This is a genomic window from Acinetobacter sp. WCHAc060033, from assembly GCF_004209125.1.
GTDB classification, from domain to species: domain Bacteria; phylum Pseudomonadota; class Gammaproteobacteria; order Pseudomonadales; family Moraxellaceae; genus Acinetobacter; species Acinetobacter wuhouensis.
The window spans coordinates 79067-100089 of the sequence record NZ_SGSW01000004.1; the positions used below are offsets into that span (position 1 = coordinate 79067).

A 21023-nucleotide genomic window follows, 5' to 3' on the forward strand; every position below is an offset into this window, starting at 1 on the left:
TGATCTAAGCTTATTAAAATTTATATGCATAATTGGAGTGTGACGTGAAACCAGTTCGTCTGGCAATACTCGGTCTTGGAACCGTAGGCGGTGGTGCCCTTAAACTACTACAAGAAAACGCTGCTGAAATTAGACGTCGCACCGGTCGTGAAATTCAAATTACCCATGTGGGTACTCGTCGTCCACGTCCTGATTTAAATTTACCAGACAGCGTGAAACAAAGCGCCGATCTTCTTGATATTGTTCGTCAGCCTGATGTTGATGTCGTTGTAGAAGTCATGGGTGGGATTCACCCAGCTTATGAAGTGATTATGGAAGCCATTAAACATGGCAAACAAGTCGTGACTGCCAACAAAGCACTACTTGCTGAACATGGTAATGAACTGTTCAAAGCTGCTGATGATCATCATGTACAGATCGCTTATGAAGCTGCGGTTGCGGGCGGCATTCCAATTATCAAGGTCATCCGTGAAGGTTTGGCTGCCAATAAAATCGAATGGCTTGCTGGAATCATCAACGGTACAGGTAACTTTATCCTCACAGAAATGAGTGAAAAAGGTCGTGCTTTTGACGATGTCCTCAAAGAAGCGCAAGAACTTGGCTATGCCGAAGCTGATCCAACCTTTGATGTTGAAGGGATTGATGCTGCACATAAGCTCACGATTCTTGCTTCATGTGCATTTGGTATTCCACTGCAATTTGACAAAGTGTATACCGAAGGTATTACCAAAGTGACTGCTCAAGATGTCAAATATGCTGAAGAACTTGGCTATAACATCAAACACTTGGGTATCGCGCGTCGTTCTGCGAAAGGCATCGAATTACGTGTACATCCAACTTTAATTCCTGCTGAAGAACTCATTGCCAATGTTAATGGTGTGAAAAATGCTGTCCTCGTACAAGCCAATGCTGTTGGTCCAACATTGTACTATGGCGCAGGTGCCGGCGCGGGTCCTACTGCTTCTGCTGTCGTTGCTGATGTGGTGGATATTGTTCGTGACATCATTTATACCGAAGATGGTTCTGGTACGATTCCACAATTGGCGTTTGAAGCACTGTCAGATTTGCCAATTTTGCCTAGCGAAGAAATGACCACTGGCTACTATATCCGTATCAATGCCGAAGACCAGACTGGCGTACTTGCAGATGTAACAACGATTTTAAGCCGTGCGGGTATCGGTATTGATGCCATCATGCAACAGCCACGTCTAAAAGATTTGATTCCGATTGTGATTTTGACTGATCCAATCCAAGAATCAGTGATGAATAACGTACTTTCTCAAATTCAAGCTTTACCGACTATTCATGGCGAAATCGTACGAATTCGTTTAGAATTGCTTGATAACTAATCGGGTTGGGGAGTGATGAACTCCTCACCAGCTCCACTCATAAATTTGGAACACCATCATGTCTACTGCCAATCGCTATACAGGACTTGTTGATCGCTATCGTGACCGCTTACCAGTATCTAAAACTACACGTGCTATTTCTTTAAATGAAGGGAATACCCCGCTCATTAAATTAGACAATATTCCACGTCTTATTGGTGAAAACGTTGAAATTTATGTGAAGTACGAAGGTTTAAACCCAACTGGTTCATTTAAAGACCGTGGTATGACCATGGCTGTAACAAAAGCAGTTGAAGAAGGCTCAAAAGCGATTATCTGTGCATCTACAGGGAATACTTCTGCTGCTGCTGCGGCTTATGCTGCACGTGCAGGCATCAAAGCGTTTGTTTTAATCCCAGAAGGCAAAATTGCCATGGGTAAAATGGCGCAGTCAATGATGTACGGCGCTGTGACTTTACAAATTCATGGTAACTTCGATGATGGTATGCGTCTTGTCAAAGAAGTGGCTGATCAAGCACCTGTAACGATTGTAAACTCAATCAACCCTTACCGTTTGCAAGGTCAGAAAACCATTGCTTACGAAATCGTAGATGCTTTGGGTCGTGCACCTGATTATCACTGCTTGCCTGTGGGTAACGCAGGTAACATCACTGCACACTGGATGGGCTATACCGAAGCTTTAACTGAAAATTTCAGCTTTGAAAAAGACCAAGTGGTTTATGATGCAGAAGCGGATGCTTTCACGGGTCAAAAACCAGCGGGTCGCCCAATCATGGTCGGTTACCAAGCTTCTGGTGCTGCACCATTCTTACGTGGTGGTCCTGTAGAAAATCCTGAAACTGTTGCAACTGCAATCCGTATCGGTAATCCACAAAGCTTTAACCATGCCAAAGCTGTTGTTCGTGATTCAAACGGTTGGTTTGATGAATTGACTGATGCTGAAATTTTAGAAGCACAACGTATGCTTTCGATGTATGAAGGCGTATTTGTTGAACCTGCTTCTGCTGCATCTATTGGTGGTGCAATCCGTGATATTAAAGCAGGTAAAATTGCTGAAGGTTCTGTGATCGTATGTACCGTAACAGGTAACGGCTTGAAAGACCCTGATACTGCAATCAAACAATGTGCAGATGCTGTTATGTTGTCGATCGATGCTGAACTCAATCAAGTTCGTGATTCTATTCTTTCAAATATGTAAGATTTAAATCATTCAAAAACCTGCCAAGTGCAGTAATGTTGATCCGTTAAATAAAATATTTAAAAATCTCCCCTAACCCCTCTTTAAAAAAGAGGGGAACTTACCGGAACTAAAACAATTTTAGTAATGGAAAGCTCCCTCCTTTGAAAAAGGAGGGTTGGGGAGGATTTAAAGAATTCTTAACAGGCTTGCATTACCAATTGCAGGTTTTTTTATCGCTCGAATTTAAATATAAAACTTATCAATACAAAACTTAATACATAAAAAAACGCCCCTTTAAACTTAAGAGGCGATTCACTAAAAAGTTAACTTTAAAATAAAATCATACTTAAAAAATAACTTAAATACGTTTTGGTAAATGGCTCACCCAGTTTAAAAGATTGGTTGCATCGTTAGTACGTGCTTGAGACGTACTTGCACCCAATAACACCACTACAGCTGGACGACTATTCACTGTCGTATGCATCACAACACAGCGCCCTGCTTCGTTAATATAACCTGTTTTTGAAATATTAATATTCCAACCACCATTACGCACCAGTGCATTAGTATTGTTTGATTTCAATACACGGTAACCTAAATTGAAGTCATAATGCGCTGTAGTCGAGAATTGACGAATTAAGCCATATTGGGATGATGCACTGACTAAAATCCCAAGATCGCGCGCAGAAGATATATTACGAGGATCTAAACCAGTAGACTCGACATAGTGTGTTGAGTTCATGCCCAATTGACGTGCTTTACTATTCATTGCAGCAATAAAAGCCTGTCGACCACCTGGATAAGTACGTGCTAAAGCCGCCGCCGCAGGATTCTCAGATTTCATCAAAGCCACCAAAAGCATTTCTGCACGATTCATCGTGTCACCTGCTTTTAGTGTAGAACTTGAGTTCTTCCCCCCAGCACCAGCAAAATCAATTTGTTGCAATGTGATGTCTTCAGACATATTCAAACGAGCATCTGCCGTAATCACCGCTGTCATAAGCTTGGTAATCGAAGCAATAGGTAATGCCATATTGGTATTTTTACTGTATAGCACTTCACCTGTATTTGCATCCATCACCAAAGCAGCACGAGCATTGACAGATGGCTGACTGCTATAGTTATTGGTATCATAAATCTGTGCAGATCTATTATTCAAAGTTACAGGTGCTGTATTTGAAGTGCGCAAAGTTGTGGTATAAGTTGTTGAACCTTTAGGTGAAATATCTTCACCATCATCATCAACAGAATCCCCATTCAGTAACTGACTAGCATCTGAAGACGACCAACTCACACTCGCTTGTCCGCTTCCTCCCGTTGAATTCATAATGATTTCAGCAAAACCAGTTGAACTCATACTGAGTAGCACTGACAAACTCAGCACATGCATTAACGTTTTTTTTGATTTTTTCACGATAACTTACTCATCCTTTGGGAGGTATTCACAAACTTGCTAATTACCTCAAATATGACTTACATTTACACTCAATCGTGACTATATTAAAACAAATATTTCAATCACAATGTATTGTGCATAAATATTGAATGGATATTAGGAATAGCATTGCCAATTTTGTTATGTCTTTGCAAGTATTTTTTGCTTTATGTAACAAAAATATTGATATTTAGAATGAAAAGGAGGTGTAAGTGATTACTGTTTTAGTGGTAGATGACCATGAATTAGTAAGAACAGGCATCTGCAGAATGTTAGAAGATCAAATCGATATTCAAGTCATTGGGCAAGCAGAATCAGGCGAAGAAGCCATCACCATCGTTAGACAACAACATCCTAACGTCGTTTTATTAGATGTAAATATGCCCGGAATCGGTGGTGTTGAAACAACCCGCCGTTTATTACAAACTGCACCAGATACCAAAGTTCTAGCAGTCAGTGGTTTGGCTGAGGAACCTTACCCCTCCTTGCTCTTAAAGGCAGGCGCACGTGGCTATATCACCAAAGGTGCACCCATTACGGAAATGGTTCGAGCGATTAAAAAGGTCATGCAAGGTGGTAAATACTTCAGTGCGGATATTGCTGAACAACTAGCCAGTTCATATCTTTCAGATACACAAACCTCACCTTTTGATGCACTGTCTGAACGTGAAATGCAAGTTGCCATGATGGTTGTGAATTGTGTCAGCGCACAAGAAATTTCAGACAAACTTTTCGTGAGTGTCAAAACAGTCAATACTTATCGTTATCGTATCTTTGAAAAACTCGGAATTGATAGCGACGTTAAATTAACCCACCTCGCAATTCGTTATGGTTTGATCAAACCATAACTGACAAGAAATACAAAATACGTAACTGAGTACACCTATGGCGCCTAAGGTATCTGTCCCGATTTATCAAACCATTTACCGACTAGGCTCACTGTATTCAGTCTACCGTGTGGTCATCGCATTCTGCCTGATTGTTATTTTTTTAATTTCACTGGAAAATCAGCAAACTCATTACCTTTATCCAAGTTTATATTTTTATTCGATTGCAGCATTTACTGTTATCTCAGCCTTACAAATGATGCTTCTCAGATTCTTTCCACATGGAATCAGTAAGCAATTCATCGGCTTTTTTATCATCGATGTTCCTTTTCTGAGTCTTCTGGTTTTTGCATTAAGCGGCCCTAATCTTTCGATTAGTATTTTATTTGTGATTACCATCTTCTCTGCAAATTTTTTGCTCAGTAAAAATCAAGCCTTATTTATTACGCTCATCTCCGTGATTGCAATTATTTATCAGCAGTTTCTCGGTAGTTTTTTTGATTTTTCTAATTTAAATAATATTAGTAATAGTGCTTTATTGGCATTTCTATTTTTTATTGTTTATGGCATCGGGCAAATCGCCATTAAACGCTTTCAGGTTTTAGAGTCGCTTAATACTTACCAATCCTTAGAATTATTTAAATTACAAAACATTAACCGCTATATTTTAGAACAAATCGAAGTAGGCTATGTTGTGATCGATGATAAATTCAAAATCGTCGTGAGCAATCCAGCAGCTTGTCAACTTTTGGGTATTTCACCACTTTATGCCTACGAACAATATTATTTATCGGAGTTTCAATCTGATTTATATGAAATCTTAAAAGACGCAATGATTCGTGATGAAGAACGTTTCCAGTTTGAATCACATCAATCTACCTATACAGTCGATATTCGTATTCAAAAACTGGTTGTTCCTCATCAAGCCCTCACGCTTTTAGTCCTCGAAGATGCTCAACGCATCAATCAAAAAGTACAACAACTCAAACTTGCCTCACTCGGGCAACTTTCTGCCAGTATTGCACATGAAATTCGTAATCCCTTGGCGGCAATCGTCCAAGCCAATGAGCTCTATTTAGGTAGTGATCCTGAGCAACAAACACTGCTTCATCAGATGATTAGCAAACAAGCGGTACGTATCAATGCCATCATTAAAGATACATTGGATATGGCAAAAAATAAAAAGGTCGATGCCAGAAGAATAAATCTATCTGAATTTATCCATGACTTATTAGCAAGCGACTTAAATGATGCTCAAGAGAAAATTAAAGTCGAAATCGAAGCTGAAACTCGTGTTTACTTTGACGATCTGCAACTACGGCAAGTTTTGATTAATTTGATTCGAAATGCGTTACGTCATAATGATGAGCATGCTGAATTCATTTTAATACAGGCATACCATACTCAATCTCACGTCTGTATCGATGTGATTGATTATGGGGATGGCGTCACAGAACAAAATATTTCTAAATTATTTACACCATTTTATAGTACCGAAATTACTGGAACTGGTTTAGGATTATACCTATCGCAAACGATCTGCGAAGCAAATCAAGCGAAATTAATGTATATAGAGCAAAAACAACAAGGGGCATGTTTCCGGATTGAATGCCCGCTCATAGATTAAATTGTTTTTTGGGGAAATATTGGGGTTATGACTGCACGACAACCACTAGTTTTATTGGTCGATGATGAACAAGATTTATGTATGCTCATGCAAATGAGCCTGTCACGTATGGGGATCAAAACCCATATGGCACATCATTTACAACAAGCCAAATACTTCTTTAGTGAATATAAATACGATGCCTGTATTACAGATTTAAACCTCCCTGATGGAAGTGGTTTAGAACTGGTTAAACATGTTTCACAACATTATCCTAACACCCCTATTGCAGTACTTACAGCTTATGGCAATATGGAAATTGCCATTGCATCGTTAAAAGCAGGTGCTTTTGACTTTGTTAGTAAACCGATTAACCAAACTCACTTACAACAGCTATTACAAAAAGCACTACACGTCCCACAGTTACCAGAAGTTGTTACAGATATTCCGCTTGAAGAATCAATGCTGATCGGCGATTCACAAGTCATTCGTAAGCTTAGAGAAACCATAAAAAAAGTAGCACGTTCACAAGCGCCTGTTTTTATCACAGGTGAATCTGGAACAGGTAAAGAAGTCGTTGCGAATCTAATTCATCAACTCAGCAATCGTAGCGATAGTCCATTCATCGCCATCAATTGCGGTGCAATTTCTGAAGAGTTGATGGAAAGTGAGCTGTTTGGTCATAAAAAAGGGTGCTTTTCTGGCGCAATCTCGGACAAACAAGGGCTGATTCAAGCGGCCAATGGTGGAACTTTATTCTTAGATGAAATTGCTGAACTTTCTTTAGCCATGCAAGCTAAATTACTCCGTGCAGTTCAAGAGAAAAAAATTCGTCCATTGGGCAGTGATTCAGAAATTGAAGTAGATTTTCGTATTATCAGTGCCAGTCATCAAGACATTGAGGCTTTGGTTGAACAAGGTAAATTCCGTCATGATTTATTTTTCAGAATTCATGTCATGGACATCTTACTCCCACCATTGCGTGACCGTGACCGCGACATTCTCATTCTAGCGAGTTATTTTATTCAGCAAATTTGTACTGAATGGAAGATCTCAACAAAACACTTAACTGAAGAAGCGAAATCTTTTCTTTTGGTGCAATACTATTCAGGCAATGTTCGTGAATTACGCAACATTATTGAAAAAGCTATCACTATGAGTGATGAAGAATATATCGATACTCAACATTTACAAGCAGCCCCACCACGCGGACAGATAAAACCTGAATCATTTGACCCCATCGTTACAAAAACTGCTCCTGTTGAACTGGCTGATAAAAATCAACCAATTCCTGAAGAAGGTTTAGAACAATATTTGGAAAAGGTAGAAAAAGAAGTCTTGCTCTCCGCTTTGAATCAAACCCATTGGAACCGAACTTTAGCTGCTAAAAAACTCGGTATGACCTTTCGTTCTTTACGCTATCGTCTGAAAAAGTTTGGATTAGATACAGATGACGATGATGAATAATCTCAAGTTTTGAAGTGAAAAAAGCTGAGAACATTCTCAGCTTTTTAAATTCGAAATGATCAACGATGTTTTAGAAGTAACTCCGCAACATTGTTTAAATACGTATCTTCTTTTTGATCCAATGTCCATGCATATTCCAAATTAGGGCGAATACCCTGCCCATCAATCATATTGCCGTTCGGCGTATAATAATGCGAGACGGTCATTTGAAGTGCCGCACCATTTGGCAATGGGAAAAGTTTTTGTACTACGCCTTTGCCATAACTTTTTTCACCAACCACCCATGCACGTTGATGCTCTTTCATGGCAGCTGTAAACACTTCTGCCGCAGAAGCAGAACGACCATTGATCAAAACACCGAGTTTGGTATGGATAAATTCATCCCCCGGTAAAGCTTGGAATTGTTGATTTCCTTCGGAACGACTTTTTGTTGAAACAATCGTCCCTTGGCTTAAAAATAAATCTGCTGTTTCAACAGCGGCTGAAAGCAAACCACCAGGATTGTTTCGCAAATCCAAAAGTACTGCTTTAACTCGTTGCGTACCATATTCTTCAATTAAACGCTTAATTTCATTAGCAGTATCTTGTTGAAATACTTTTACTTTTAGTACTAGAACTTGGTTGTGCAACATGATTGGTTCAATATCTGCAACTTCAAGTTTTCGATTTCGCACAATTGAGATCGCTGGGCTTTTCTCGTTGAGTTGCAATTGAAATGTAGAACCAATTGAACCATGTAATAAATCTTGTACTTGTGTAGCATTTAAATTCTTTAATTCTTGGTTTTCAATTTTAAATACTGTAAAACCATTCTTCAAACCCAACTTGTTTGAATCTAAATTGTCTCTCAAATTCTTGATTTTCCATTGATGGAAATGGCTGTCAAAACTGAGTTCAAAATCGGCTGTTGCAAGATCACTTTCCGTATATTGCATCAACTGTTTATATTCTTCAGGGCTTAAATAACGTGAATAACGATCTAAACCACCGACTAAGCCTTTGATTGCTTGTAGGAATAAAACATCATCTGGTTTTTCTTGTACATAATTATCTTTGACAATGCCATAAATCTGCACAAACTGTTCAATCGATTCGATTGGAACTTCGGCAATGCTCTGTTCTACATCATCAAAGTCAAGTGGGGCAGCATTTTCTGCCGCCCAAAGAGAATGACTTCCACAGGTCAATAATCCTGCTAATACAGCAATATATGTCCAAGCTCGAGCCATTCACTCACCTAATTTTAAATAATTACTACGATTTCAAGGTAATCAAATTGCGACCTTGCATTTCTTTCGGTGCAGGGATATTCATAAGATGGAGCAATGTTGGCGCCACATCTGCCAATACACCACCTTCTGCAATCGTTGCTGATGTTGGACCTACATAAATAAATGGCACGAGTTCAGTGGTATGTTGAGTATGGACTTGACCACTGACATAGTCTTGCATTTGTTCTACATTACCATGATCAGCAGTAATCAACATATGACCATGTTTTGCCATCACTGCTTCATACAAACGCCCAAGGCTCAGGTCAACAGCTTCAACTGCTTTCACCGCAGCATCAAATACGCCCGTATGCCCAACCATATCACCATTAGCATAGTTCACCACAAGTAAATCATATTCACCTGAATTCACCGCAGCAACCAATTGATCAGTCACTTCAGGCGCACTCATTTCAGGTTGTAAATCATAGGTTGCGACTTTTGGTGATGGAATCAAAATACGTTTTTCACCTGGATATTCATCTTCACGACCACCACTGAAGAAGAACGTCACATGCGCATATTTTTCAGTTTCAGCAATACGCAATTGGGTTTTACCAAGCGAAGATAAATATTCACCAATTGAGTTTTTAAGCTCTTCAGGCATATACGCCACAGGTGCATCAATGGTTGCTTGATAACGTGTTAACATCACAAATTTAGACAGATTTGGCACAACTTTACGCTCAAAATTGGCAAAGTCTTTTTCCACAAATGCTTTGGTAATTTCACGGGCACGGTCAGCACGGAAATTCATAAACACAATGCTGTCGCCATCAGCAACTTTAGCAATCTCACCAACACGCGTTGCTTTGACAAACTCATCATTTTCATTGGCTTCATAGGCTTGTTCCAAGCCTTCAACCGCAGAATTCACCACACGTACAGCTTCACCTTCAGTCATCAAACGATAGGCTTGCTCTACACGATCCCAACGGTTGTCACGATCCATCGCAAAGTAACGACCAATCATGGTCGCAATACGACCTTGATTTGGATATTGAGCAAATAAAGCATCCAGCTTTTCTAAAGAAGATTTCGCGCTACGTGGTGGCGTATCACGACCATCAAGGAAAGCATGTAAATACACTTTTGCACCACGTTTGAGTGCCAATTCACACATCGCAACAATATGATCTTCATGAGAATGTACGCCACCTTGTGACAATAAACCCATGATATGCACTGCACCATTGGCAGCTTTTGCTTTTTCTACAGCATCAACCAAAACTTCATGTTCAAAAAAAGCACCATCACGGATATCTTTGGTGATGCGGGTAAAGTCTTGATACAACACACGACCTGCACCGAGATTCATGTGACCCACTTCTGAGTTCCCCATTTGCCCATCAGGTAGACCAACGTCTTCACCAGAGCCAGAAATTAAACTATGCGGATGCTTGTCTTGCATCATGGTTAGATTTGGCGTTTTTGCTGCTAAAAATGCATTATCCTCGACCGCTTCACGATGACCCACACCGTCCATAATCACTAGAACGTGAGGGATTTTGCCAGCAGTTGCATCCGTCATGATTTACACTCTTTTCTGTTTACAAATTAATCATCATATCTTACCGTTTTTTTACGGCAGACTCTATGTTTCGACGATGGCAATAATTTATCCCCATCATCAGAATTTCTAATCTAAATGCTTTTCGACTAAAACTTGATTCAATTCTCTAATTTACAGGCTATCGGGCGCGATAAAGTAAATAACTCCCCACACCAAACATCAGTACGATCGGCAGGAATACAAACCAAGCAGGAGAAGGCGCATAGACCAAACTTGCATAGCCTAAAAAGTCCTGGATGTAATAGAAACCTAAGCCCACAAACAATGCGATCACTAAGCGAAAGCCCATCGACTGTTGACGCAATGGCCCAAAAATAAATGAGCAAGCAATCAAAACTAGCCCCAGTAAGGCAAACGGTGAACCGACATTTTTCCAAAACGCTAAAAGATAGGTTTTTGGTACTTGGCTATATTCATGCATATATTTCATAAAACTTAGCAACTGGCTTGGTGCTAAGTCTTCAGGGTCAATCGTCACCATATGCACATATTTAGGTTGTAGTGCCAACGCTAAAGTTTGTTGATTTTGGTTGGCAAGTTGAGACTGACCATTTTCTAAAATGTTCATCTGAGCACTGTCGTGTAAGTCCCATTGACCATTTTTAAGAAACTGCCCTTTTTCAGCATCTAGCACTGATTTCAAACGATATTGATCATCAAAATCCAAAACTTGAACTTGCTTTAATGCACCTTGTGAGTTGGCGTAATTGATGTAAATAAAGCGTTGCCCTTCTCGTGTCCAGTAACCATTCACTTCACCTAATTTTGCCGCACTGCGATGATTTTTGATGCTTTTCGCTTGTTCACTGGTATAAGGGACAATAAACTCACTCAAAGCAAAAGATAGGATAACCAAGACCAGTGACGAACGCATCACCCAACCAACAATACGCCAAAGGCTAATCCCTGATGCGCGCATGACGATCAATTCACTATTGGATGCCATCGAACCAAGCCCGAGAATTGCACCAATCAACGCTGAAATAGGCAAAATTTCATAGAGATACTTTGGTGATCCCCACAAAACATATTGCAATGCATTCCACGCGCTATAGCCTTCTTTTAAACTACTGAGCTCACCGAGATAGGTAAATAATATTTGTAAGCCAGATAAAATCGCTGTTGCACCCAACATAGCGAGCATCGTGGTTTTAGTCACATGCTTGGCGACAATTCTACGTGCTAACATTATGATCTCACTCGCTGAATCTGTTTTTTAATCTTAGGGGCTAATTTCTGCTTACGCGCGAATAAGGCGGCAAAAACCGCATAAATTAGCAATACAGCTGGATATGCCCACATCCCGATTTCATCTTTGGTGATTCGTGTTCGGACTGCCATTAACACTGCGATTAAGCTTGCAAAAATTAATAAGGCTGGGAAAAGCTTTAAATAACGACCTTGTCGTGGCGTCACTTCACATAATGCTGTTGCCAACATGAGTGCAACAACCATCGAAAAAGGTACAAATATTCGCCACCCCAACTCACTTTGAATCACAGGATCATCTTTAGCATCCAATAACTTGTTGAATGAAAGTGCTTCAACATCACCACTATCGTACTTGGCTTCTTTGTCACTTTCGATACGTAAACGCCACGTTTGGAATTCTGCTTGGGAGTATTTGGCAGAACCCGGATAAATTTCATAACGATGCCCTTGAACCAAGTCGACCACACTGGCAGCATCATTGGCAATTTCAATACGGGTCGCTTCTTTGGCAAGGATAATTTCGTCAGGTTTTCCAGTTTTTTCAGCACGTTTATAAACGAATACATCTTTTAGATTTTTACGATCTTCAGACAAAGAACCTGCATAGATGGTATACATCCCTGCTGAAATAAACTCACGGGGTCGTACGGAATCAAACCCTGTTTTGACCGCTTGCGTCGACATCAATTGTTCATATTGGCGAAGTCCTGCGGGTGCCATCCACACCATCAAAACACTTTGTGCAATCAAATACACCAAAGTAAGCGGGATAAGTAAGCGTGCCAGTTGGATTCGACTAATCCCACTGCCGTTTAAAACCGCCATTTCATGGTCAACATATAGGCGACCAAAAACCAACATCAAACCAATAAAGAAACCCAATGGAAGAATCAGAATAAGAAATTCAGGGAAACGAAAGCCAATGATACTAAATAGGATACTTGGATCTATCCGCCCCATAGCCGCACGACCGAATTGCTTAATCAGCTGCCCGCCCATAAAAATGAGTGTCAATAAGGCAACGACGACCAATGAAGTCGAAACAACTTGTTTGACGAGGTAACGTCGAATAATCAAATTAATCTTCCAAATAAGGGCTAAACGTGAAGTGCTGTTAGTTTACCCGAAGTTAAAATTATAAAACTAGATTGAAATTCTACCATTTGAAGTGGTTCAATGGTTTAATGATTTGAAATGTAAACAAGGCACAAAGACAACACATGAAACTTACGATCAATACATCGTTTTCAGCGTCTACATCTAGCCAGTCCTTATATATTCTGGTGGATTCTGAAAATACCAAACAAGCTCAAGAAGCATATAAAATCAGTGATTTAGATACATTAATTGAAGCTACACAATTCAAAGCGAGTTTCAATGAAACTTTACCATTGATTGCTAAACTCACTCAAGTTACACAATGTACTTTGCTCGGGATCGATAAAGCATCTGAAGTGAAAGTGGCGAAATTAGCAAAAATCGCACAAACAATTATCAAAGCATCACAAAAAAAATTCAAACAGATCAGTATTGATATTTCTGCACTTCCGACAGAGTTGCATTACTTATTTGCATTAAGCCTCACTCAAGCAGCCTATGGCTATGATGAATTCAAATCTAAGAAAAATGAATTTAACTTAGAAACCATTGAATTCATTGCAACTTCTTCAAGCTTAACAACAGATCAACTCAGCTTTATTGAAGCGGTTCAAAATGGTCAAAACTATACTCGCGACTTAGGCAATTGCCCTGGCAATATTTGCTTCCCTGAATATTTAGCAGAACAAGCGCGTGCTTTGGCTGCAGAATTTCCAGACCTTTTAAAAGTAACGGTACTTGAAGAGCAACAACTTGCCGACTTAGGCATGAATGCTTTCTTAGCAGTCAGTAAAGGTTCTGATCGCCCAGGTCGTGTCATTACCCTTGAATATAAAGCTGATATTGACCAAGCACCGATTGTCCTTGTTGGTAAGGGTGTGACATTTGATACTGGTGGTATTTCATTGAAACCAGGTCTAGGCATGGATGAAATGAAGTTTGACATGTGTGGTTCAGCATCTGTACTGGGTACAATTCGTGCGCTGTGTGAAGCGAAATTACCAATTCATGTAGTCGGTGCAATTGCAGCGGCAGAAAATATGCCTTCAGGTCATGCAACTCGCCCAGGCGATATTGTAACTACGATGAGTGGGCAAACGGTTGAAATTTTAAATACCGATGCCGAAGGTCGTTTAGTCCTTTGCGATACACTGACCTATATCAAACGCTTCAATCCTGCCCTAGTGATTGATATTGCGACACTGACAGGTGCATGTGTAGTTGCACTTGGTTCAGTTGTTTCTGGCTTATTTACCCCTGATGATGAATTGGCTGCTGAAATTACTGAAGCTGGTCATACGGCATTTGACCGTGTATGGCGCATGCCTGTCTATGAAGACTATCAAGAACAACTTGATTCTCCTTTTGCTGACATTGCCAATATTGGTGGGCCAAAAGCAGGGGCTGTAACAGCAGCGTGTTTCTTGCAACGCTTCACACGAGACTACCGTTGGGCGCATTTAGACATCGCAGGTACGGCGTGGAACTCTGGTGCAAACAAAGGCGCGACGGGTCGTCCAGTGCCATTGTTGATGCAATTCATTGCCAATCGTGCGAAAACCAACCGTGATCAAAAGAATGGCTAAAATTAGCTTTTATTTGTTTGAAAAAAGTCCTGAACGACAGGTCGAAAGTGCCTGTCGTTTATGTCGTAAAATTTTGCGAAATGCAGCTAAAATTTGGCTGCATTGCCCTGATACCGTTACACAACAGCAACTTGATGAACGCTTATGGAGCTTTGATCCGAGCAGTTTCTTAGCGCATGGTATTGATCAAACTGACGCACCGATTTGTATTTCTTCAAAATTACCTGAATCATCTGAATGGATTGTGTTTAATTTTAACAATCAAGCACTTGATCCTGCGACACAATTTAGTCACATTATAGAAATCATTGAAAATGATGAATCTGCAAAACAACTCGGTCGAGAGAAATTTAAAGCCTATCGACGGATGGGAATTGCACCTCAAACCTATAAACTTTAATTTATTTTCAATCTGTATGCTTTTATTTCAAGGAGATGCGTGGTGACATTAAATGTCGGTCAAGATTTTAAAAAGCGTTGGTTAGATACACCTGAAGCTGTACGCCAAACTTTTGTAGATGACCTCAACCGCATCTGTGATCTTTTAAGCCCTGTAACAGATATCCCTAACTGGTTGGATAATGATCAGCGTCAAATGCAAGTGGCTCAACTGAAAATTGAACAAGCTTATGCAGACTTAAAAGCACAATTGATAGAAGAAGCACAACTTCGTAAACAGCTGGCTTTAGAAAAATCATTGGCTGAAAAACGTGCGCAACAACAAGCTTATAATTCAGCATTGATCAAAGATGAGTTATTACAATTTGAACAACAAAAACAGACTCTACAAAATTTACGTCAGCAAATTGATTCTGAAATTTTAGAATATAGTGACAAATACACCAAAAATCCTGATACACCTGCGATCGACTATGCCAATGGTCAATTCCGTGTTGATGATGCACAAATTGTCTCTGAACTTGAAAGTGTGCGCTTACGTCTTGAACTAGAAGCTGAAACGCAGATTGAACAAGCCGTAGAAGCTTTTCGTCATAAACTGCAAATCGCAGCAAAAGAAGAAATTGAGTATATTTTAGCAAACTCAAATTTTTCAGCAGAAAAATAGAAAAGCTTATCTGTTTTATTTCTAAATACTTTTTTAGCTTGTCACGATAATGAAATATAAATGTCACAAGATGGTCATATCGCAAGGTGTTGATCATCTTGCATGAGGGAAACTTCACTGAACAATTTAACGAGAACTCGGTCTTTATGTTGCTCCCAATAAAGACACAAGCTCGTATTTATCGGGATAAATAAAATGGATCTACCCAACCAAATTTCAAACCGAATTGCTCAACTCCGTTCTGGTGAAAAATGGACGGTCTCTATACAAGATTTATTGATCAGTCGTGCAGACTTCCAATCTCTGTCTGTCTTCCTCAGCCGTGAATCGGAAAAAGGTACGTTTTCTTTGGGTGATGTAGGAAATATCAAACCACATTTTGGACAAACGTCTTTAACCATCATTAAGAACTGATATTCTCTGCCCTAGATTGAAATTAAAAAGCCCAACTCAAGATTAGTTGGGCTTTTTTATCGAGCAATGATCAACAAACAATTTTTGAAATTAACTTCGCTTCGACCAGTGATTTTTCATTCAGATTGGCATCCATTTCAATCAAATACTTACCATTGGAATAGAAAATTGAATCACCGTTCAAGGCAAAACTCATCACACCCTTTTTTAAGGTTGTCATTTCACCAGATGGTGTCATTTTGATTAATTCCCAAGAATTTGGAATGGTTCCTGGATATTTTTCGCCTAATTTCTGATTTCGTTCTAAGTTCTGTTGTGACTTAATCAAGTTCCCCTCAACAAATAACTCTTCTTCAGACTTTTGTTGTGATTTGGCGGGGTTATTTCCAGACGTAGTTTTTAACGATTCACCTGTATAGCGCTGGGTGAAAAAATCTAACCAACCCACAATGGCACGAATAATTTTAAACGGCGCAAATATAATGTCTTTAAATGTTGTTACTGGCGAATTGGTATAGCCATCACGCATATAAGGACGCTTAATAAAATATAAATTTCCCAAACCATCCATCTTCGGTTTAAAGAAATCAAACTTTGGATCGGAGGCGATGGTTTCTAGCTCACCAGTCCCCATATCTAAATGACAAATTTCTTTCGGGCTAAACGCGATACGATGCTCTCCGATGCCTAAACCACAAGAGTCATAATACAACTGCATTGTATCTCGCGGATCAAAACATGGGTTTGAATCCTGACATTCTCCCTCAGTTAAATACTGTGTACGATTGGCATCCAAAGGTAAAATACAAATGTGGCGCTCATAGTGGTCTGTGTTAACCGACAAAGCTAAACGTCGCTTCGATTCATCATACGCCATATCTTGGACGACAAAATCATTCTTACGTAAAATCAAGCCTTCTGTTTCTTGCAGATTATCCAATGACTTAATATTGATCGAAACGCCATCTTGTAAGCAGGCGCTATAAATCAATTTTTGATCAGAAGTCAAAATCATATCTGTAGGGAAAATATGATTTAAATCGGCTTCATCCTCTTGCGAGCGCATTCCCATAAACTGAGCGCCTGTGCCTTTGGTTTTCCAATCTTTACGTTGTTGAATTTCAACTAAGTTCTTTTTATATTGATCAATCGACTGAAATGGGACAGTAATCGTTTTATTCTCATCAAATAAATACACATTATTATTCGATAAATACAGCAATGCAGACATGAATATTCCTTGATGTGGCTGGCAACAGGATACTTTTAAACTTTCTGTGACAGCTTAATTCTTAATTTTTTCTGTATGAAATATAGCATAACTCATCAGAAACTCCGCAAAATTTAACCTTACAAAAAGCACGATATTGCTTTTGACAATAAAAAAGCCTTTCACTAGGAAAGGCTTAGATATTCAATATTTTTATTAAATTCAAACATTAAGGCTGTTTTAAATACGGCCACGCAGCTTTTAAGTAAATAAACATCGACCATAAAGTTAGAATCACGGCAGTGTAGAGCAAGCCATACGCCAATAATTCAAGAGGTTGCCAGTTTAATAAAAATACTGTAATCGCAATCATTTGAAAGGCAGTTTTATATTTACCCACTGTAGATACCGCAACATTGGTACGCGCACCTAACTCTGCCATCCACTCACGTAAAGCAGATACCGTAATTTCACGGGAAATAATCACAATCGCAGCAAATGCCATCGTAATCGTCGGCTGCCATTGCACCAGTACAATGAGTGCAGCTGCAACCATCAGTTTATCTGCGACTGGATCTAAAAAACGCCCAAATGCAGAGGTTTGATTCAAGGTTCTCGCAAGATAACCATCAAACCAGTCTGTCACCGCCGCAATGACAAAAATCGCAGTCAGGATAATATGACGCGTCATACTCCCCTCATGTCCACCCACACCAATCGCAGGTGGCCAATATGCAACAGCTAAAAACACAGGAATTAACGCAATACGAGCGAGCGTCAAGATATTTGGAATATTCAGGATACGACCTGTAGTCATAGATACCGCCACTGAGTCCCCTATTTACCCGAATAACAGGCAAATGATAATTTAGAGTATGCTCTATTTCGCTATTACTTTATACGATTCACATGAAACTGTCGACTATACAAACTCTCAGTTAAGCAAAGCCTGCTAAGCAAAGACAGTCACAGTCTGCCGAGCGATTGCAATCAAACGATTTTGCGCATCCCACAAGTAAGCGTGTTCAGCTGAATAACCATGTTCTGCAAAATCAGTAATCACGTGATATTTAAACCAATCATTAAGCTGACTTTGTAATGGATGAATAAAGGTTAAATGCCATGTTAATGAACTTGCAGGTGCAGGTTTACGAAACATTGGTAATACACCTGGTGGCCAAACATCCATTAAAGTGACTAAATCAGCCAAATTCATCTCACGATTAGCATGCACTTCTGGATCAAAGCGACAACAGCCCTTAAAGTCAGGCTCTTTACTGCCTGACATTGGATAATGTCCATCCGTCCATGCCAATTGGAAATTTTTCACACATTCAGGAAATGGCAGATATTTTGGAACAATATTCAGTTGATCTACTGGTGGAAACTCAACGGGTTGAACTCCCAATGGAACATTAATTTTCGACTCACGTTGACTGCCAAAACTCGCAATCAAAATACTTTGTACGGCATCATTTTGCCAAAGTCGTACTTCAATCGTCGTGACCGACTTACCTTCACGTAAAATTTCAGCCGTCAATTTGACCTGTGCTTCGTCTACAGGCCCAACAAAAGTCACACTACAGCTCAACAGTTTTTTCTCTGAATCATTGATCGTCGTGGTTGCTTTGTAAATCAACATGCCTGCAACTAGACCACCAAAAATCGTCCGTCCTTGTAGCCAACCTTGTGGAATATCAATCCATTGCTGTCGCTCAATTTGTTGAAATAATTGTTCCAATGACATGATCAATCCTGATTTTATATTCTGAAACTACTTTTTCATATTTTTGAAGATAAGGAAATGATCAATGACTGGTGCGTCAGTGAGCATTTAGGCGAATGCGACTTATGGTCGACAAGTATGACTGTTTTACCAATAGGCTTAATTTAGTAATTAAAAGGATTATTCATGCAAAACCTTATAAATGGTTCTTGCCATGACATCTCCCAAACCAGGTACCAATTTCAAATCATGTTCAGAAGCTTTGAGTACACCTTGAATCCCCCCGAAATGGGTGAGTAAATCACGACGACGCTTTGGCCCAAGTCCTGGAATTGCCTCCAAAACCGAACCACCACGGCGTTTATCACGTTTTGCACGATGCTTCGTAATAGCAAAACGATGCGCTTCATCACGTACTTGTTGGATCAAATGCAAAGCTTTATTGTCCTCAGGCAACTGGATTTTTGTACCATCGGTAAAATGTAATGTTTCTAAGCCAGGCTTACGTCCCTCACCTTTCGATACACCGACCATAAAGGCATCGAGTCCCAACTCTTGCATCACTTCCATTGCCATGTGTAATTGCCCTTTACCACCATCAATGAGTAATAAATCAGGCAACATGGCTTTTTTATAGCGACGAGTCAAAGCTTGACGCATCGCTGCATAGTCATCTCCACCAGTAATATCTTCAATCGAGAATTGTCGATAATCACGCTTGCGTGCGCCACCTGTATCAAACACCACACATGAAGCAATCGTTGCTTCGCCCATCGTATGGGAAATATCAAAGCATTCGATACTGTCGATTGGGCGACCACAGAATTCTTCAAGCTGATGAAAACGCTCATTCAGTTCTAAATGATTGGCTAACTTACCTTTAATCGCATGCTGAACATTCATTTCTGCAAGTTCGAGCCATTCCGCACGGGTTTCTCGGACACTATGTTTGATTTGAATTTTCTTCTCGAACTGTTGATGTAGTGCTTCTTCCAACTCTTTACGATCAGAAACTTCAACATTCACAATCAATTCACTTGGCACTTCATCTGCAACTTGGAAATAGAAATTCGCCATAAAGTCGGATAACATTTGCCCCAAATCATCGCCTAACATGTCAGGAAAATAACTTTTTCCACCGAGCATTTTACCGTTGCGTACATGCATGATCTGTACACAGGTCACCCCAGCTTGGTAAGCAATCGCGAGAATATCGGCTTCGCCTTTAATTTTATAAATTGCCTGTTGCGCCTGCACATCACGCAATAAAGCCATACGATCACGATAGAATACCGCCTTTTCAAATTCTAAATTTTCAGCAGCCTGTTCCATCTTTTGAATCAATTCTTGATTCAATTCTTTGGTATCACCATTTAAAAAGCGAATCGAGTTTTGTACATCTTCGTTATAGGCTTCAGGTGAAATCAGACCGACACATGGCGCAGTACAGCGTTTGATTTGGTACTGCAGACATGGGCGTTTGCGTTGTGAAAAATAGCTATTTTCGCATTGACGGACATTAAATAATTTTTGCAAAACTAAAAGCGTATCTCGTGCATTATAAGCACTCGGATAAGGACCAAAAAACTTGCCGACTTGATGTTTACCTTTACCCCGTCCCGATGCAATTCGTGGATAAGGTTTATCTGCTGACACGAAAATATAAACATAGGATTTATCATCGCGCAGCATGATGTTATAGGGCGGACGATGCAGTTTAATCAGGTTTTGTTCAAGTAATAGGGCTTCAGTTTCAGAACGAACAACTAAAGTTTCAATATCATAAATTCGAGCGACCAAAGCCTGCGTTTTAGGATGTTCAATGGTTTTAACAAAATAACTCGACACACGATTTTTTAGATTTTTGGCTTTTCCAACATAGAGCAATTCCCCCTCTTTACCGAGCATGCGATAGACACCCGGCAATGTAGTCATATTGGCTAAAATCTTTTCGATATTTTCACGTGCGTTTTCGTTCACTATTGCCCTAATTCTTTTCAACT

Annotated in this window: 18 protein-coding genes; 9 read left to right on the plus strand and 9 right to left on the minus strand. The window is 39.8% G+C overall.

From position 1 onward, the window contains the following. Nucleotides 1-44: 44 nt before the first annotated feature. Both EXE10_RS02680 and thrC read left to right on the plus strand, forming a co-directional pair. Nucleotides 45-1349: a homoserine dehydrogenase gene (locus tag EXE10_RS02680; protein WP_130112264.1), complete on the plus strand. Its 1305-nt coding sequence runs from the start codon at nucleotides 45-47 to the stop codon at nucleotides 1347-1349. Nucleotides 1350-1407: 58 nt separating this feature from the next. After that, nucleotides 1408-2547, plus strand: a complete 1140-nt coding sequence (gene thrC / locus EXE10_RS02685) for a threonine synthase (protein ID WP_130112265.1) — start codon at nucleotides 1408-1410, stop codon at nucleotides 2545-2547. Between the two features lie 340 nt (nucleotides 2548-2887). On the opposite strand, the gene pbpG is transcribed toward thrC, so the two are convergent. Further along, on the minus strand, nucleotides 2888-3943 hold the full coding sequence (gene pbpG, locus EXE10_RS02690; protein WP_068973872.1) for a D-alanyl-D-alanine endopeptidase PBP7/8: 1056 nt from the start codon (nucleotides 3941-3943) through the stop codon (nucleotides 2888-2890). Between the two features lie 233 nt (nucleotides 3944-4176). Between pbpG and EXE10_RS02695 the strand changes: the two genes are divergently transcribed. The 3 genes from EXE10_RS02695 to EXE10_RS02705 are packed head-to-tail and all read left to right on the plus strand — an operon-like array spanning nucleotide 4177 to nucleotide 7864. Further along, a complete protein-coding gene (locus EXE10_RS02695; protein WP_068973873.1) occupies nucleotides 4177-4812 on the plus strand; it encodes a response regulator in 636 nt (211 codons plus the stop codon). A gap of 37 nt (nucleotides 4813-4849) precedes the next feature. Continuing rightward, nucleotides 4850-6418: a sensor histidine kinase gene (locus tag EXE10_RS02700; RefSeq protein ID WP_087552262.1), complete on the plus strand. Its 1569-nt coding sequence runs from the start codon at nucleotides 4850-4852 to the stop codon at nucleotides 6416-6418. A gap of 27 nt (nucleotides 6419-6445) precedes the next feature. Next, nucleotides 6446-7864, plus strand: coding sequence for a sigma-54-dependent transcriptional regulator (locus EXE10_RS02705; RefSeq protein WP_087552261.1), 1419 nt, complete (start codon nucleotides 6446-6448; stop codon nucleotides 7862-7864). Between the two features lie 59 nt (nucleotides 7865-7923). Here EXE10_RS02705 and EXE10_RS02710 read toward each other — a convergent pair whose 3' ends face one another. From EXE10_RS02710 to lptF, 4 genes are all read right to left on the minus strand, one after another. Then, nucleotides 7924-9093 carry a S41 family peptidase gene (locus EXE10_RS02710; RefSeq protein ID WP_087552260.1) on the minus strand — a complete coding sequence of 390 codons (1170 nt, stop codon included), beginning with the start codon at nucleotides 9091-9093 and terminating at the stop codon, nucleotides 7924-7926. 25 nt (nucleotides 9094-9118) lie between these two features. Beyond that, complete coding sequence (gpmI, locus tag EXE10_RS02715) at nucleotides 9119-10666, minus strand: 2,3-bisphosphoglycerate-independent phosphoglycerate mutase (RefSeq protein WP_130112266.1); 1548 nt, start codon at nucleotides 10664-10666, stop codon at nucleotides 9119-9121. Between the two features lie 160 nt (nucleotides 10667-10826). Next, nucleotides 10827-11897 carry an LPS export ABC transporter permease LptG gene (gene lptG / locus EXE10_RS02720; RefSeq protein ID WP_087552258.1) on the minus strand — a complete coding sequence of 357 codons (1071 nt, stop codon included), beginning with the start codon at nucleotides 11895-11897 and terminating at the stop codon, nucleotides 10827-10829. Continuing rightward, on the minus strand, nucleotides 11897-12997 hold the full coding sequence (gene lptF, locus EXE10_RS02725; protein WP_130112267.1) for an LPS export ABC transporter permease LptF: 1101 nt from the start codon (nucleotides 12995-12997) through the stop codon (nucleotides 11897-11899). Before lptF ends, lptG begins: the two co-directional genes overlap by 1 nt. 143 nt (nucleotides 12998-13140) lie before the next feature. Here lptF and EXE10_RS02730 point away from each other — a divergent pair, with 143 nt between their 5' ends. The 4 genes from EXE10_RS02730 (at nucleotide 13141) to EXE10_RS02745 (ending at nucleotide 16084) form a co-directional block, all read left to right on the plus strand. Continuing rightward, nucleotides 13141-14604, plus strand: coding sequence for a leucyl aminopeptidase (locus EXE10_RS02730; protein ID WP_130112268.1), 1464 nt, complete (start codon nucleotides 13141-13143; stop codon nucleotides 14602-14604). Beyond that, nucleotides 14597-15004 carry a DNA polymerase III subunit chi gene (locus EXE10_RS02735; RefSeq protein ID WP_087552256.1) on the plus strand — a complete coding sequence of 136 codons (408 nt, stop codon included), beginning with the start codon at nucleotides 14597-14599 and terminating at the stop codon, nucleotides 15002-15004. Before EXE10_RS02730 ends, EXE10_RS02735 begins: the two co-directional genes overlap by 8 nt. 42 nt (nucleotides 15005-15046) lie before the next feature. Next, complete coding sequence (locus tag EXE10_RS02740; RefSeq protein ID WP_130112294.1) at nucleotides 15047-15670, plus strand: hypothetical protein; 624 nt, start codon at nucleotides 15047-15049, stop codon at nucleotides 15668-15670. Nucleotides 15671-15865: 195 nt separating this feature from the next. Then, on the plus strand, nucleotides 15866-16084 hold the full coding sequence (locus tag EXE10_RS02745; protein WP_068973882.1) for a hypothetical protein: 219 nt from the start codon (nucleotides 15866-15868) through the stop codon (nucleotides 16082-16084). Between the two features lie 70 nt (nucleotides 16085-16154). Here the strand turns inward: EXE10_RS02745 and EXE10_RS02750 are convergent, their stop codons facing one another. The 4 genes from EXE10_RS02750 to uvrC form a co-directional block, all read right to left on the minus strand. Beyond that, on the minus strand, nucleotides 16155-17315 hold the full coding sequence (locus tag EXE10_RS02750) for a hypothetical protein (protein WP_068973883.1): 1161 nt from the start codon (nucleotides 17313-17315) through the stop codon (nucleotides 16155-16157). 208 nt (nucleotides 17316-17523) lie between these two features. After that, nucleotides 17524-18111, minus strand: a complete 588-nt coding sequence (gene pgsA, locus EXE10_RS02755; RefSeq protein WP_130112295.1) for a CDP-diacylglycerol--glycerol-3-phosphate 3-phosphatidyltransferase — start codon at nucleotides 18109-18111, stop codon at nucleotides 17524-17526. A 135-nt stretch (nucleotides 18112-18246) separates the two neighbouring features. Further along, the gene (locus EXE10_RS02760) at nucleotides 18247-19041 is read right to left on the minus strand and encodes a thioesterase family protein (protein ID WP_130112269.1); all 795 of its coding nucleotides are present in this window, start codon (nucleotides 19039-19041) and stop codon (nucleotides 18247-18249) included. Nucleotides 19042-19200: 159 nt separating this feature from the next. Beyond that, nucleotides 19201-21000 carry an excinuclease ABC subunit UvrC gene (gene uvrC, locus EXE10_RS02765; RefSeq protein WP_130112270.1) on the minus strand — a complete coding sequence of 600 codons (1800 nt, stop codon included), beginning with the start codon at nucleotides 20998-21000 and terminating at the stop codon, nucleotides 19201-19203. Nucleotides 21001-21023: the final 23 nt, after the last annotated feature.

What these genes read in the sequence shown, in the direction of transcription:
- EXE10_RS02705 (WP_087552261.1), top strand. Translation starts at nt 6,446, where the DNA reads ATGACTGCACGACAACCACTAGTTTTATTGGTCGATGATGAACAAGAT.
- EXE10_RS02745 (WP_068973882.1), top strand. Translation starts at nt 15,866, where the DNA reads ATGGATCTACCCAACCAAATTTCAAACCGAATTGCTCAACTCCGTTCT.
- EXE10_RS02760 (WP_130112269.1), bottom strand. Translation starts at nt 19,041, where the DNA reads ATGTCATTGGAACAATTATTTCAACAAATTGAGCGACAGCAATGGATT.
- thrC (WP_130112265.1), top strand. Translation starts at nt 1,408, where the DNA reads ATGTCTACTGCCAATCGCTATACAGGACTTGTTGATCGCTATCGTGAC.
- pgsA (WP_130112295.1), bottom strand. Translation starts at nt 18,111, where the DNA reads ATGACTACAGGTCGTATCCTGAATATTCCAAATATCTTGACGCTCGCT.
- lptG (WP_087552258.1), bottom strand. Translation starts at nt 11,897, where the DNA reads ATGTTAGCACGTAGAATTGTCGCCAAGCATGTGACTAAAACCACGATG.
- gpmI (WP_130112266.1), bottom strand. Translation starts at nt 10,666, where the DNA reads ATGACGGATGCAACTGCTGGCAAAATCCCTCACGTTCTAGTGATTATG.
- EXE10_RS02700 (WP_087552262.1), top strand. Translation starts at nt 4,850, where the DNA reads ATGGCGCCTAAGGTATCTGTCCCGATTTATCAAACCATTTACCGACTA.
- EXE10_RS02750 (WP_068973883.1), bottom strand. Translation starts at nt 17,315, where the DNA reads ATGTCTGCATTGCTGTATTTATCGAATAATAATGTGTATTTATTTGAT.
- EXE10_RS02730 (WP_130112268.1), top strand. Translation starts at nt 13,141, where the DNA reads ATGAAACTTACGATCAATACATCGTTTTCAGCGTCTACATCTAGCCAG.
- EXE10_RS02735 (WP_087552256.1), top strand. Translation starts at nt 14,597, where the DNA reads ATGGCTAAAATTAGCTTTTATTTGTTTGAAAAAAGTCCTGAACGACAG.
- EXE10_RS02710 (WP_087552260.1), bottom strand. Translation starts at nt 9,093, where the DNA reads ATGGCTCGAGCTTGGACATATATTGCTGTATTAGCAGGATTATTGACC.